This window comes from Streptomyces sp. NPDC007929, assembly GCF_042959065.1.
Lineage (GTDB): Bacteria > Actinomycetota > Actinomycetes > Streptomycetales > Streptomycetaceae > Streptomyces.
This window is the reverse complement of the sequence record NZ_JBIBKD010000001.1, coordinates 563,171-576,665: the sequence shown is the minus strand read 5'-3', so window position 1 is coordinate 576,665 and position 13,495 is coordinate 563,171. Positions and strand designations below refer to the sequence as shown.

Annotated in this window: 12 protein-coding genes; 4 read left to right on the top strand and 8 right to left on the bottom strand. The window is 73.2% G+C overall.

Annotated elements, in window-relative coordinates; all coding sequences use genetic code 11:
• Positions 1-72 precede the first annotated feature (72 nt).
• Positions 73-1,143, top strand: coding sequence for a substrate-binding domain-containing protein (locus ACFZDE_RS02595; protein ID WP_391196725.1), 1,071 nt, complete (start codon positions 73-75; stop codon positions 1,141-1,143).
• Between the two features lies 1 nt (position 1,144).
• On the opposite strand, the gene ACFZDE_RS02590 is transcribed toward ACFZDE_RS02595, so the two are convergent.
• A complete protein-coding gene (locus ACFZDE_RS02590; protein WP_391196722.1) occupies positions 1,145-3,424 on the bottom strand; it encodes a heavy metal translocating P-type ATPase in 2,280 nt (759 codons plus the stop codon).
• Positions 3,425-3,626: 202 nt separating this feature from the next.
• Between ACFZDE_RS02590 and ACFZDE_RS02585 the strand changes: the two genes are divergently transcribed.
• Complete coding sequence (locus tag ACFZDE_RS02585) at positions 3,627-5,276, top strand: PucR family transcriptional regulator ligand-binding domain-containing protein (protein WP_391196719.1); 1,650 nt, start codon at positions 3,627-3,629, stop codon at positions 5,274-5,276.
• A 40-nt stretch (positions 5,277-5,316) separates the two neighbouring features.
• Here ACFZDE_RS02585 and paaE read toward each other — a convergent pair whose 3' ends face one another.
• From paaE to paaA, 5 genes are read right to left on the bottom strand one after another with little or no spacing between them, the layout of a single operon-like run.
• On the bottom strand, positions 5,317-6,432 hold the full coding sequence (gene paaE / locus ACFZDE_RS02580) for a 1,2-phenylacetyl-CoA epoxidase subunit PaaE (protein ID WP_391196717.1): 1,116 nt from the start codon (positions 6,430-6,432) through the stop codon (positions 5,317-5,319).
• Positions 6,432-6,947 carry a 1,2-phenylacetyl-CoA epoxidase subunit PaaD gene (paaD, locus tag ACFZDE_RS02575; RefSeq protein WP_391196714.1) on the bottom strand — a complete coding sequence of 172 codons (516 nt, stop codon included), beginning with the start codon at positions 6,945-6,947 and terminating at the stop codon, positions 6,432-6,434. The genes paaE and paaD overlap by 1 nt, the downstream gene beginning before the upstream one ends.
• Complete coding sequence (gene paaC, locus ACFZDE_RS02570; RefSeq protein WP_391196711.1) at positions 6,941-7,768, bottom strand: 1,2-phenylacetyl-CoA epoxidase subunit PaaC; 828 nt, start codon at positions 7,766-7,768, stop codon at positions 6,941-6,943. Before paaC ends, paaD begins: the two co-directional genes overlap by 7 nt.
• Positions 7,769-7,778: 10 nt before the next feature.
• Positions 7,779-8,072 (bottom strand): 1,2-phenylacetyl-CoA epoxidase subunit PaaB, encoded by a 294-nt coding sequence (gene paaB, locus ACFZDE_RS02565; protein WP_031109574.1) that lies wholly within the window; start codon positions 8,070-8,072, stop codon positions 7,779-7,781.
• Entirely contained in the window at positions 8,069-9,055 is a 987-nt protein-coding gene (gene paaA, locus ACFZDE_RS02560) for a 1,2-phenylacetyl-CoA epoxidase subunit PaaA (RefSeq protein WP_390990886.1), read from the bottom strand. Before paaA ends, paaB begins: the two co-directional genes overlap by 4 nt.
• A gap of 246 nt (positions 9,056-9,301) precedes the next feature.
• Here paaA and paaI point away from each other — a divergent pair, with 246 nt between their 5' ends.
• Both paaI and paaK read left to right on the top strand, forming a co-directional pair.
• Positions 9,302-9,688, top strand: coding sequence for a hydroxyphenylacetyl-CoA thioesterase PaaI (gene paaI / locus ACFZDE_RS02555; RefSeq protein ID WP_391197430.1), 387 nt, complete (start codon positions 9,302-9,304; stop codon positions 9,686-9,688).
• Positions 9,689-11,044: a phenylacetate--CoA ligase PaaK gene (paaK, locus tag ACFZDE_RS02550; protein WP_391196707.1), complete on the top strand. Its 1,356-nt coding sequence runs from the start codon at positions 9,689-9,691 to the stop codon at positions 11,042-11,044.
• A gap of 9 nt (positions 11,045-11,053) precedes the next feature.
• Here paaK and ACFZDE_RS02545 read toward each other — a convergent pair whose 3' ends face one another.
• Together ACFZDE_RS02545 and ACFZDE_RS02540 are read right to left on the bottom strand one after the other, a co-directional pair.
• Entirely contained in the window at positions 11,054-12,268 is a 1,215-nt protein-coding gene (locus tag ACFZDE_RS02545) for a SpoIIE family protein phosphatase (RefSeq protein ID WP_391196706.1), read from the bottom strand.
• Between the two features lie 102 nt (positions 12,269-12,370).
• A complete protein-coding gene (locus ACFZDE_RS02540; protein ID WP_391196704.1) occupies positions 12,371-13,129 on the bottom strand; it encodes an IclR family transcriptional regulator C-terminal domain-containing protein in 759 nt (252 codons plus the stop codon).
• Positions 13,130-13,495: the final 366 nt, after the last annotated feature.

Sequence of the window (13,495 nt, the reverse complement as noted above, 5' to 3'; positions counted from 1 at the left end):
CCCGCCCGGCCTATGCTGTGCTCCTGCCGGGCGGGTTCAGCACCGCCGTACCGACATCGAGGATCACCCGCCATGACACCGAGCGCCCCCGACGGTCCCGTTCCCAAGGGCCGCAGCAGGCGCAACTTCGCCGGGGCCCGGCCGGTGATGGCCGACGTGGCCCGGATGGCCGGCGTCTCCAAGCAGACCGTGTCACGGGTGCTCAACGACCATCCGGCCGTCCGTCCCGAGACGCGCGAGGCGGTCTCGCAGGCCATGCAAACGCTCGGCTACCGGCCCAGCCGCAGCGCGCGGTCCCTGGCCAGCGGCAGGACCCGGATGCTCGGCGTGATCTCCTTCGACGCCGCCCGGTACGGGCCGGCCTCGATCCTCACCGCGATCAACACCGCCGCCCAGGAGGCCGGTTACCTCGTCAGCTCCATCGCCCTCGACACCGCCGACCGTGCCACCGTCGTCGAGGCCGTGAACCGGCTGTCGGCCGAGGGCGCGGACGGCGTGATCGCGATCGCGCCGCAGCTGTGGGTGGGCCGGGCCCTGGCGGAGACGACCGGTCTCGGCACCCCCCTGGTGGTGCTGGAGAGTCCGCTGGGCGAGAGCACTCCCCTGGTCACCGGCGATTCCCGCACCGGTGCCCGCAAGGCAACCGAGCACCTCCTCGGCCTGGGCCACACCACCGTGTGGCACATCGCGGGCCCGGCCGGCTGGACCTCCGCCGACCACCGGCTGACGAGCTGGCGTGCGACACTCCGGGCCTCTGGCGCGACCGTGCCGGACCCCCTCGTCGGCGACTGGAGCGCCGACTCCGGCTATGAACTGGGCCGTCGGCTCGCCCGACGCCCGGAGGTGACGGCGGTGTTCGCCTCCAACGACCAGATGGCGCTCGGCCTGCTGCACGCGCTGCACGAGTCGGGGCGGTCCGTCCCCGGGGACGTCAGCGTCGTCGGCTACGACGACATCCCCGAGGCGGCGCACTTCCTGCCGCCCCTGACCACCGTCCGCACCGACTTCGCGGAGATCGGCACCCGTTCGCTGCGTCTCCTGCTGGACCGGATCGACGGCCCGGGCGGGCCGCCCCGCGCCGACTCGCTCGTGCCCGTGGACCTGGTGACGCGGGCCAGCAGCGGCCCCCCGCCGGTGCGCTGAGTCAGCCGCCCTGCCCGGCGGTGGCCCGCTGCCAGGCCCCCTCCCTCAGCAGCCGCAGCCCATTCAGGCCGACCAGGACCGTGGAGCCCTCGTGGCCCGCGACGCCCAACGGCAGGGGCAGGTCACCGGCCAGGTCCCAGACGACCAGTCCGGCGATGAACGCCCCGGCGATCACCAGGTTCTGCACGACCAGCGTGCGGGCGCGGCGGGACAGGGCGACGGTGGCGGGGACCGCGGTGAGTTCGTCGCGCACGATGACGGCGTCCGCCGTCTCCAGGGCCAGGTCGGAGCCGGCCCGGCCCATGGCGATCCCGGTGTGCGCGGCGGCCAGGGCGGGTGCGTCGTTGACGCCGTCCCCGACGACCAGCACCTTGCGTCCCGCGCTCTCCAGCTCCCGGACGGCGTCCAGCTTGTCCTGCGGCAACAGCCCTGCCCGGACGTCCTCGACACCCGCCTCGGCGGCGAGGCGCGCGGCGGCGCGGGGGTTGTCGCCGGTGAGGAGCACCGGGGCGCTTCCGGTGAGCCGGGCGAGGGAGGCGACCGTGGCGGCCGCGTCCGGACGCAGCCGGTCGGCGATGCCGAGCAGCCCGACGGGGACACCGTCGACGACGACCAGGACAGCGGTACGGCCGGCCTCCTCCAGCTCGGAGACGGTGAGCTCCACGACGCTGCGGTGCGACTCCGTCGGCTTTGTGGCTGTGCGGTCGGCCTCCGACGGCTTTGCGGCGGTGCGGTGCGACTCCGTCGGTTCCGCGGCCGAGCGGTTGCAGACCTCCGGCTTCACTGCCGAGCGGTTCGCCTCCGGCGGCTTCGCGGCGGTGCGGTTGGCCTCCGGCGGTTCGGCGGCCGAGCGGCCGGGCGGCTCTACCGCGGGCGCGCGGCCGGACTGCGGCAGCTTTGCGGCCGAGCGCATGGCCTCCGACGGCTTTGCGGCGGTGCTGTTGGCCTCCGCCGGTTCCGCGGCCGTGCCGTCCGCGGTGGCCAGCAGTCGGGCCGGTGCGCCCACCGTGACCGTCCGGGTGTCGACGACGGCGGTGACTCCCACGCCGGGCGCGGACGTGAAGTCCCGCGCGTCGGGCAGGTCGAGGCCGCGCTCGTGGGCCGCTTCCACCACCGACCGGGCCAGCGGGTGCTCACTGGGCCGCTCGGCGGCGGCCGCCAGGGTCAGCAACTCCCCCTCGTCCAGGCCGGAGCCGGGCAGCGGCCGGACATCGGTGACGCGCGGGCTCCCCTCGGTGAGGGTGCCGGTCTTGTCCAGGGCGACCGCGTCCACCTGGCCGAGCCGTTCCATCACCACGGCCGACTTCACCAACACACCGTGCCGCCCCGCGTTGGCGATGGCCGACAGCAGGGGCGGCATGGTGGCCAGCACGACCGCGCACGGGGAGGCGACGATCATGAACGTCATGGCGCGGGGCAGCGCGTCGGTGAGCTGTGCGCCGAAGGCGAGCGGCACCAGGAAGACGGCCAGGGTCGCGGCCACCATGCCCAGTGAGTAGCGCTGTTCGACCTTCTCGATGAACAGCTGCGTGGGCGCCTTGGTCTCGGACGCCTCCTGCACCATGCGGACGATACGGGCGATCACCGAGTCGGACGCGTCCCGCTCGACCCGGACGCGCAGCGCGCCGGTGCCGTTGAGGGTGCCCGCGAACACCTCGTCGCCCCGCTGCTTCGGCACCGGCAGCGGCTCGCCGGTGATGGTGGCCTGGTCCACCTCGCTCGCCCCGTCCAGCACCCGGCCGTCGGCGCCGACGCGCTCCCCGGGCCGCACGAGGACGAGGTCACCGACCGTCAACTCCTCGACGGATACCGCCTGTTCACCGCCATCGGGGTTCAGGCGGGTGGCCGTGGCGGGGGCCAGGTCGAGCAACCCCCGGACGGAGTCGGCGGTGCGGGCCGTGGCCAGGGCCTCCAGCGCACCCGAGGTGGCGAAGATGACGATGAGCAGCGCGCCGTCCATGAGCTGCCCCATCGCGGCGGCACCCAGCGCGGCGACGACCATCAGCAGGTCGACGTCGAGCGTGCGGTCCTTGAGTGCCTTGAGCCCCTCCCATCCCGGCTCCCAGCCGCCCGTGACGTACGACAGCGCGTACAGCGGCCCCCATGTCCAGGCGGGGGCGCCGGTCAGTTGCAGGGGCAGCGCGAGCAGGAAGAGGACGGTGGCGGCTGCGGCCCAGCGCGCCTCGGGGAGGGCGAGGACGCGGGTACGCCGCCGGGCCGGCGTGCCGGTGTGCGCGGGCTTCGCCCGGTCGACCGGCTGCGGCGTGAGCGTGGAGGTCATCGGGGTCCTTCTGGCGGGGGCGCGTTCCGCCTCACCATACAGGAACACATGAAGACTCATTCATTCCTTCATGTGAAGGAACCCGTGGTTCGGACGTTGTGTCAACCGGCAGCCCCCTCAGGCACCCCCTGTCCCACCCGTGGGCATCCCTTGCACAGGTCAGCCGCGCTTGACAGAGTGACCGGGCACGCAGGGAGGCACCGTGGACCAGCACCCCCCGACGGCCGGCCGCGACCCCGGTACGGCAGGTCGCGCACCCACCCTCGCCGACGTCCTGGCCCTGCCGGTCCTGGCCGCCGGACAGCCGCAGGTCGTCACCGGGCTGGCTCAGCTGGACCGGCCGGTGCGCTGGGTGCACATCACCGAGCTGACCGACCCGGCCTCCTTCCTCAAGGGCGGCGAGCTGGTCCTGACCACCGGCATGCCACTGCCCGAGGACGCCGCGGGGGTGCGCCGGTACGTCGACGAACTCACCGCGGTGGGCGCCGCCGCCCTGGTCATCGAACTCGTACGGCGCTACCACCGGCCGCCCGACGCCCTCGTGCAGTCCTGCCGGGCCCGGGGGCTCCCCCTGGTCACCCTCGCCCGGGACGTCAACTTCCTGGAGGTCACCCAGGTCGTGCACGCGCTGATCCTCGGCAACCAGGCCGAGGCGATGCGGCGGACGCAGCGGATCCACGAGGCGTTCACGGCTCTGACGCTGCGCGGGGCGGGGCCGCAGGACGTGGTGCGCGCGGCGGCGGAGCTGAGCGGCCGGACGGTCGTACTGGAGAACCTGGTGCACCAGGCCCTGATCTGCGAGCCGTCGGGGAGCACGGTGGAGGAGGCGCTCGGGGACTGGGAGCGGCGCTCGCGGGCGGCCCAGCCCGGCGACCGCACCGAGGTGAGCGGCCCGGAGGGGTGGCTCACCGCGCCCGTCTCCTACCAGGGGGAACGCTGGGGGCGGCTGGCCATGCTGCCCGTCGACGGGCCGGTGTCCGGTCCTGAGCACATCACCGTCCTGGAGCGGACGGCGATGGCCCTGACCGTGGCCCGGCTCATCCACACCACGCCGTGGGAGCACACGGCCCACCGCACCGTCCTGCGGGAGCTGGCGGAGCAGCGCCACCACTCCGCCGAGGACGTCCGCGCCCGCTGCGCCGCGCTGGGCCTGCCCGCGGAGGCCGGTGTCTTCCTGGCGATCCTCGTGGATCCGGGCCCCGGCGGGCAGGACGCGGACCCGGAGGCCCGGCTGCACCGGGAGCTGAGATCGGCCGGGGTTGCGGCCCTGGTCGGCGAGCTCTCCCCCGGCCGCCTCGGCGTCCTGCTGGCCCTGCGCCCCGAGCAGCCCTGGCGGCCCGTTGCCGAACGGCTGAGCCGCACCGCGCTGGCTCTGGCCCCGCAGGCGATCGTCGGCGTCGGTTCGGCGGTGGCGGACCTCGCGGACACCGCGCGTTCCTTCCGGGAGGCGGCCCGGGTGATAGAGGCCACCCCGCCCGGCCAGTCCCCGCCCGCGGACCGCTCCTTCCACGAGCTGCCGGACATCGACCTGCGCCGGCTGCTGTACGCGCTGCGCGAGGACATCCGGATCCAGGACTACACGGAACGGCGCCTGAGCCGGCTCGTCGACCACGACACCCGGCACGGCACGGACCTGCTGACCACCCTGGGCCACTACCTCGACGCCGCGGGCAACAAGACGACGGCGGCCCGTCGCGGCGGCCTGTCCAGGGAGACCATGTACCAGCGCCTGCGCACCATCGAACGCCTCCTCGACACCGACCTCGAATCCGGCGACCGCCGCACCGAACTGCACGTGGCCCTCACGGCGTTGCGGGTACTGCGCACCGACCGCGGACCGCACCCCCTGTAACGCTCGACGCCGGGCGCGGACTCGGCCCGGGGTCCGGGGATCAGGTGTCGAAGTCCACTGTCAGCTCCTCGGAGACCGGGAACGACTGGCAGGTGAGGACGTAGCCGGCGTCGACCTCGGAGGGTTCCAGGGCGAAGTTGCGGCGCATGTCGGCCTTGCCGTCGGTGACCAGGGCCCGGCAGGTGCCGCAGACCCCGCCCTTGCAGGCGAAGGGGAGGTCGGGGCGGGTCTGCTGGACACCTTCGAGGATGCTCCGTTCGCGCGGCAGGGCCGAGGTGGTGGAGCGGCCGTCGAGGGTGACGGTGACCTGGCTGACCGGGCCGGTGGGGCCGGTCTCGGTGTGGTGGACCTCGCGGACGGGCTCGTCGTCGGCGTAGAACAGCTCCTGGTGGACGCGGTCGGCGGGCACGCCGAGGCCGGTGAGGACCTCCTGGGCGGCGCGGACCATGCCGTGCGGGCCGCACAGCCACCAGTGGTCGGCCGACTCCACGTCGACCAGGGCGTCGACGAGGGCGGAGAGCCGCTCGGTGTCGAGACGGCCGGAGAGCACCTCGGCCTCGCGGGGCTCGCGGGACAGGACGTGGGCGAGCTGGAAGCGCGTCGGGTAGAGGTCCTTCAGGTCGGCGAGTTCGTCGGCGAACATCACCGTGCCGGTGCGGCGGTTGCCGTAGAGGAGGGTGACGCGCGAACGGGAGTCGGCGGCCAGGATGGACTCGGCGATGGAGACCATGGGGGTGATGCCGGAGCCTGCGGCGATCAGGACGTGGTGGCCGTGGGTGGTGAGGTCGGGGGTGAAGGCGCCGGTGGGGGCCATCACCTCGACGGTGTCACCGGGGCGCACGTCACACACCAGCCAGGAGGAGAACAGGCCGCCCGGCACGACACGGACTCCGATGCGCGGGGCCGTGCCCGCGGGGGCGCAGATCGAGTAGGAGCGGCGCTCGTCGCGGCCGTCGATGTCGCGGCGCAGGGTGAGGGACTGGCCGGGCGCGAAGGCGAACTCCTCGGCCAGCTCGGCCGGGATGTCGAAGCTCACGGCCACCGCGTCCTCGCACAGCGGCTGCACGGCGGCGACCCGCAGGGAGTGGAAGACCGGACGTCGGCGGGCACGCGGGCGCGGCGCCGGGGCGGGGGCCGGGTCCATCAGGTCCTCCATCAGATCTCCTTGACGTACTCGAACGGCTCGCGGCAGGCGAGGCAGCGCCACAGGGACTTGCAGGACGTGGCGCCGAAGCGGGAGGTCTCCTCGGTGTCGGGGTGACCGCACCGGGGGCAGGGCACGGAGCGACGGGTCGGCGACAGCACGAGCGGGACCGGGCCGGCGGCGCGCGCGGGTGCGGCGCCGGGCGGGGCGATGCCGTGCTCGGCGAGCTTGCGCCGGCCGTCCGCCGTGATCCAGTCGCTGCTCCAGGGCGGGTCGAGGACGGTGCGGATCTCCACGCGCGCGTATCCCGCCTCGCGCAGCCGGGCGGCCACACCGGCGCGCATCTCCGCCATCGCCGGGCAGCCCGAGTAGGTCGGGGTGAGGCTCGCGACCACCGTGCCGTCCGGGCCCAGGCTCACCTCGCGCAGCACTCCGAGGTCGGCCAGGGTGAGCATGGGCAGTTCGGGGTCGGGCACCTGCTCGGCGATGCGCCGGGCCCGTCGCTCGTCCAGGAGTACCGTCACCATGTCGCCTCCGGGTGGGCGCGGGCCACTCCCTGCAACTCGGCGAGCAGCGGGGCGAGATGCTCGGTGTGCTCCCCGGCGCGCCCCGAGCCGGGCAGCGGGCGGTAGACGGGCATGGGCAGCCCTGCCGCCTCGGTGACCTGGCGGAGGACCGCGACGACCTCGTCCCGGACGTCGTACGCCGTGAACAGCTCGCCCAGGTAGGGCGCGACCTGCTCCTGTGCCCTGCGCATCCGGCAGTGCGACTCCTCGGTGCCGTCGCCCAGGCGCACGGCCCACTCGGCGGCGTACTGACGGTGGTAGGCCAGTTCCTTCACGCCCTTGGCGGCGATGGCCGCGAGCACCGGGTCGCGGTGTGCGGTGAGCCGCTCGAAGTGCGCGAGGCGCCAGGTGGCGAACACCAGCAGCCGCACGATCGAGAACGCGAAGTCGCCGCCCGGGAGTTCGGCAAGGCGTACGTTGCGGAAGTCGCCGGCGTCGCGGAAGTAGGCGTAGGCGTCCTCGTCGCGGCCGGTGCCGTCGGCCTGGCCCGCGCGTGAGTAGAGCAGCCGGGCCTGGCCGAGCAGGTCGAGCCCGATGTTGGCCAGCGCCACCTCCTCCTCCAGCTCGGGGGCGCGGGTGGTCCACTCGGCCAGCCGCTGGGCGGCGACGAGGGCGTCGTCGGCCAGGGTGACGCAGAGGGCGGCCAGTTCACCGGCGTCCACGTCGTCGGGGACGGTGGTGTCGACGCCGTGCAGGGGGTCCTCGAAGCCGGTGCCGTAGGCCCAGCGGGTGTCGTCCTCGTGTCCCTCGGCGAGGGTCAGGTAGACGTGGTCGTCGCTCATGCCCTCTCCTTCAGATGTGCGGGACGTCTTCGGGGATGTCGTAGAACGTCGGGTGGCGGTAGACCTTGTCGGCGCTGGGCTCGAAGAAGGGGTCCTTCTCGTCGCGGGTGGAGGCGGCGATGTGCTCCGAGCGCACGACCCAGATCGAGACGCCCTCGTTGCGCCGGGTGTACAGGTCGCGGGCGTGGGTGAGGGCCATCCGGTCGTCGGCGGCGTGCAGCGATCCCACGTGGACGTGGTTCAGGCCGCGCTTGCCGCGCACGAACACCTCGTACAGCGGCCAGTCCTGCTTGCCGGCGGTCATGCCACCGCTCCCTTCTGCGCGCGGGCGGCCTGCTTGGCGGCGTGGGCGGTGGCCGCCTCGCGCACCCAGGCGCCCTCCTCGTGGGCCGTGCGGCGCCGCCGCATCCGCTGGTCGTTGCACGGGCCGTCGCCCTTGATGACCCGCATCAGCTCGTCCCAGTCGGGCGTGCCGAAGTCGTGGCGGCCGCGCTCCTCGTTCCAGCGCAGCTCCGGGTCGGGGAGCGTCACGCCGAGCTTCTCGGCCTGGGGCACGGTCATGTCGACGAAGCGCTGGCGCAGTTCGTCGTTGCTGTGACGCTTGATCTTCCAGGCCATGGACCGCGCGGAGTTGGGCGAGGCGTCGTCGGGCGGGCCGAACATCATCAGCGACGGCCACCACCAGCGGTTGACGGCGTCCTGCACCATCTCGCGCTGCTCCGGGGTGCCGCGCATCATGGTCATCAGCAGTTCGAAGCCCTGCCGCTGGTGGAACGACTCCTCCTTGCAGATCCGTACCATGGCGCGCGCGTACGGCCCGTAGGAGGAGCGGCACAGCGGCACCTGGTTGCAGATCGCGGCGCCGTCCACGAACCAGCCGATCACACCGACGTCGGCGAAGCTCAGCGTCGGGTAGTTGAAGATCGACGAGTACTTCTGGCGGCCCTCGATCAGCCGCTCGGTGAGGTCCGCGCGGTCGGCGCCCAGCGTCTCCGCCGCCGAGTACAGGTACAGCCCGTGCCCGGCCTCGTCCTGGACCTTGGCGAACAGGATGGCCTTGCGGCGCAGCGACGGCGCGCGGGTGATCCACTCGCCCTCGGGCTGCATGCCGATGATCTCCGAGTGCGCGTGCTGCGCGATCTGCCGGATCAGTGTCTTGCGGTAGCCCTCCGGCATCCAGTCGCGCGGTTCGATCCGCTGGTCCCGCGCGATCGTCGCGTCGAAGTGCTGCTGGAGATCCGGCTCGGCGCCGTCCGTCCCCGCGGGGCTGGAGCGTGTCGTATCCATCCGTCCCACTTCCCAACCGACCATTCGTTCGGTCCATCGTAGGACACACCGGCGCGCCTTGGTAAGACCCCTCGGGCAAGTCCCGGACCCTTGACAGGCGTCGGAGCGGCTGGATTACATGACACAGCCAGCTAACCGAATGTTCGGTCGGTCCATGAGGTGGTGCGAGAAGTGACCCATACCGCTGATGTGACGCCGCCCGCTGATGTGACGCCGCTCCCGGAGGCGGTACCGCCCGCGGAGGCGATGTTCGCCGCGGACGAGGCGTCCCGCGGGCTGGGGATCGAGCTGCGGGAGCAGGGCGAGGGGATCGCCACCCTGTGGATGACCGTGACCCCGGCGATGGTGAACGGCCACGGCATCGTCCACGGCGGCTATGTCTTCCTGCTCGCCGACAGCGCCTTCGCCTGCGCCTGCAACAGCCACGGCCCGGTGACCGTCGCGGCGGGCGCGGACATCACCTTCGTGGCTCCCGCGTACGAGGGCGACGAACTCGTCGCCCGGGCCGAGGAACGCGCCCGGTACGGACGCAGCGGCCTCTACGACGTGACCGTACGGCGGGGCGACGAGGTGATCGCCGAGTTCCGGGGCCGCAGCCGGAGCATCAGGAGCACGAGGCCGGAGGAGTCCTAGATGACCAGCGAGACGACGGCCTCCGGGGCCACGCGCCCCGGCGGACAGCGGCGCGGCGAGCCCCTCCCCCACGACCTGCTCGACGACACCGAGCGCCTGACGCGCGAGCAGCTGCGGGAGCTCCAGCTCGACCGCCTGCGCCGCAGCCTGCGGCACGCCTACGACAATGTGGAGACGTACCGGAAGAAGTTCGACGCGGCCGGGGTCTCCCCCGACGACTGCCGCTCCCTCGAGGACCTCGCCCGGTTCCCCTTCACCACGAAGGCCGACCTCAGGGACACCTACCCCTTCGGCATGTTCGCCGTCCCCATGGACCGGGTGCGGCGCGTGCACGCCTCCAGCGGCACCACCGGCCGCCCCACGGTGGTCGGCTACACGGAGAACGACCTGTCTATGTGGGCGGACCTCGTGGCCCGCTCGATCCGCGCCGCCGGCGGGCGCCCGGGCCACAAGGTGCACATCTCCTACGGGTACGGGCTGTTCACCGGCGGTCTCGGCGCGCACTACGGCGCGGAGCGCGCCGGTTGTCTGGTGATCCCGGCCTCCGGGGGCATGACCGCGCGCCAGGTGCAGATCATCCAGGACTTCCGGCCCGAGATCATCATGGTCACCCCGTCCTACATGCTCACCCTGCTCGACGAGTTCGAGCGCCAGGGCCTCGACCCGCGCGCGAGCAGTCTGCGGGTGGGCGTCTTCGGCGCCGAGCCGTGGACGGAGGAGATGCGCCGTGAGATCGAGGAGCGGATGGACATCCACGCCGTCGACATATACGGCCTGTCCGAGGTGATCGGGCCGGGTGTCGCCCAGGAGTGCGTGGAGACCAAGGACGGACTGCACGTGTGGGAGGACCACTTCTACCCCGAGGTCGTCGACCCGGTCACGGGTGAGGTGCTGCCCGAGGGCGAGGAGGGTGAGCTGGTCTTCACGTCCCTGACCAAGGAGGCCCTGCCCGTCGTCCGCTACCGCACCCGCGATCTGACCCGGCTGCTGCCCGGCACGGCCCGGCCGGCGTTCCGCCGTATCGAGAAGATCACCGGCCGCTGCGACGACATGATCATCCTGCGCGGGGTGAACGTCTTCCCCAGCCAGATCGAGGAGATCGTGCTGCGTACGCCCGGTGTCGCCCCGCACTTCCAGATCCAGCTGACCCGGCGCGGCCGCATGGACCACATGACGGTGCGGGTCGAGTCCCGCCCCGGCACCGGGCCCGGGCAGCGTGACGCCGCGGCCTCGGCGATCGCGAAGGCGGTCAAGGACGGCGTCGGCATCACCGCCGAGGTGGTGATCGTCGAGCCGGAGACGCTGGAGCGCTCCCTCGGCAAGCTCAGGCGGGTCAAGGACCTGCGCGAGGCGTAGGCGCGGCGATCAGGAGCAGCACCGCGCCCCGGCGACCGGCGCCGGGACGGGCACCCCGGGCGCCTCGGGCACCGCGGGTGCCTCGTACGGGACCGGCTTGCGGATCAGCAGCAGCGCCGCGTCGTCGTGCAGCCGGCCGCCCACATGGGCCAGCAGTTCGTCGTGCAGGGCGTCGAGCGTGCGGGCCGGCTCGTGGGTCACGTGCCGCTGGAGCCCTTCGGCCAGCGGGTAGAAGGCCCGGCCGTGATCGCGGGCCTCGGTGACACCGTCGGTGTACAGCAGGAGCTGGTCGCCTTCGGTGAACGGGAGTTCCTGGAGTCCTGGCGTCTGACCCGCGAGGGCGCGCAGCCCGAGGGGCGGGGACGGCAGGTCGGGCTCGACCGGCGTCACCTCTCCCGAGGCCCGCACCAGCAGCGGGGGCGTGTGCCCGCAGTTCACGACCTCCAGACGCCCTCCCGGGGGGTATCCGGCGACGACGGCGGTGACGAAGTCGTCGTGGCCGAGGTTGCGGGCGAGGCTGCGTTCGATCCTGTCGACCACGGCGAGGAGGTCGGCTTCGTCGTGGGCGGCCTCGCGGAAGACACCGACCACCAGCGCCGCGGTTCCGACGGCGGGCAGCCCCTTGCCGCGTACGTCGCCGACGATCAGCCGCACTCCGTGCGGGGTGGGTATCAGCGCGTACAGGTCGCCGCCGATACGGGCCTCCGCCGCGGCGGCGCTGTAGCGCACGGCGACCTGGAACGGGCCCACGGTCGAGGGCACCGGCCTGAGCAGTGCGTGCTGGGCAGTCTCCGCGACCGAGCGGACGGCGGCGAGCACGCGTTCCCGGCGCCCGCGCAGGGCGCTGGCCAGGCCGCTCGCGAGGGTGACGGCGGCCAGGGCCGTCAGTACGGCGATCAGTTCCCGGCCCGGTACGCCGTCCTGGACCCCCAGGGTCGCGGCGAGCGCCACGGCGAGGAGGCCGACGCATGCGACGCCGTGCGGCCCGTTGGTCGTGGCGGCCAGGGCGGGGCCGGCCGCCAGCAGGGGCAGCCAGATCATCCCGGCTCCGCCGGCGACGTCGGCGGACACGACGAGGACGACGAGGACGACGGGCAGGACGGGGGTTCCGACAGCCAGCTGTGCGAGGGCGCGCCTGACGGCCGAAGCCCGGGGACCGGCCACTCGGTTGCTGAACGGCCGTACCGGCCGGTGGTCGACGCCATGGTTACGGGCTTGGCTCATGTCGATGTCCGCAGTCCTCACCTGTGCGCAGCGGCACGTCCCGGAAATGTCTGACTTATCCAGAAAACTGGTCGGGACCAGGTCCGGGCAAGAAGCGGATTTTCAGATAGTGAGCGAGAGGGTCCGGGTCACGCGGCTCGCGGTCGGGAGCAGCCGTTCACGGATCTCCGGGAGCCGGGAGAGCCGGTTCGAGGGGAGCGAGACACCGAGGGAGCCGAGGGTGTCCCCACTGAAGACCGGGACGGCGACGCAGACCGTGCCGAGGGCGTACTCCTCCAGGTCCGTGATGGCCGGGGCGAGCGGGGAGGTCTCCAGCCGCTGGAGGAGCACCGGGAGGCTGGTGATCGTCCGCGGGGTGAGGTCGGCGAGGTGGTGACGGGAGAGGTAGTCCTGGCGGGCCTCTTCGTCCAGCTCCCGCAGGACGGACTTGCCCAGCGCGGTGGCGTGGCCCGCGTCCTCGAAGCCGACCCAGAGATCGACGCGAGGGGTTCCGGGGCCGTCGACGATCTCGGCGACCCTGATCTCGCCGTCCTCGTAGAAGGTCAGGTACGCGGCCGTCGCCAGCTCGTCCCGCAGCGCGGCGAGGGTGGGCCGGACCCGGCTGAGCAGTGCCTGCGCACGCCCCGTGCGCTGCAACGTCTGGAGCTTGTCACCGAGGACGAACCCGCCGTCGTCCAGCTTCCGCACATACCCGTCGTGCACGAGCGTGCGCAGCAGGTGGTAGGCGGTGGCCAGAGGCAGCCCGGTCTCCCGCGCCAGCTGCTTGGCCGGCGCGCCGTTCTCGTGCGCACTCACCGCCTCCAGCAGCCGCATGGCCCGCTGCACGGAGTTGATGAGCGTAGGGCCCTCCCGCGCACCCATACGAACAGCGTGCGCCAGTCGGGGGGCGGGAGCAAGGGGGGCGTCCGCCGGGCGCGCGCCGGGCGGAGGAGAGCAGGGGCGGGGGCCCGCGTGCGTGCGAGCGGCGCCAGGCGGCAAACACCGCGAGCCGACAGGCTCGGCCCGCACCGAGCGGCGAGCGCGTGGCAAGCGCATCGGCCCGGGGCGCGGCATGGGGCTGGGCACGAGCGGGGCGGCTTTTCAGACGCGGCCTGGCAGGTGCCTCGCGCCAACGCGAAGGCCGGGCACGGACGGGGCGGCTTTTCAGACGCGGCCTGGCAGGTGCCTCGCGCCAACGCGAAGGCCGGGCACGGACGGGGCGGCTTTTCAGACGCGGCCTGGCAGGTG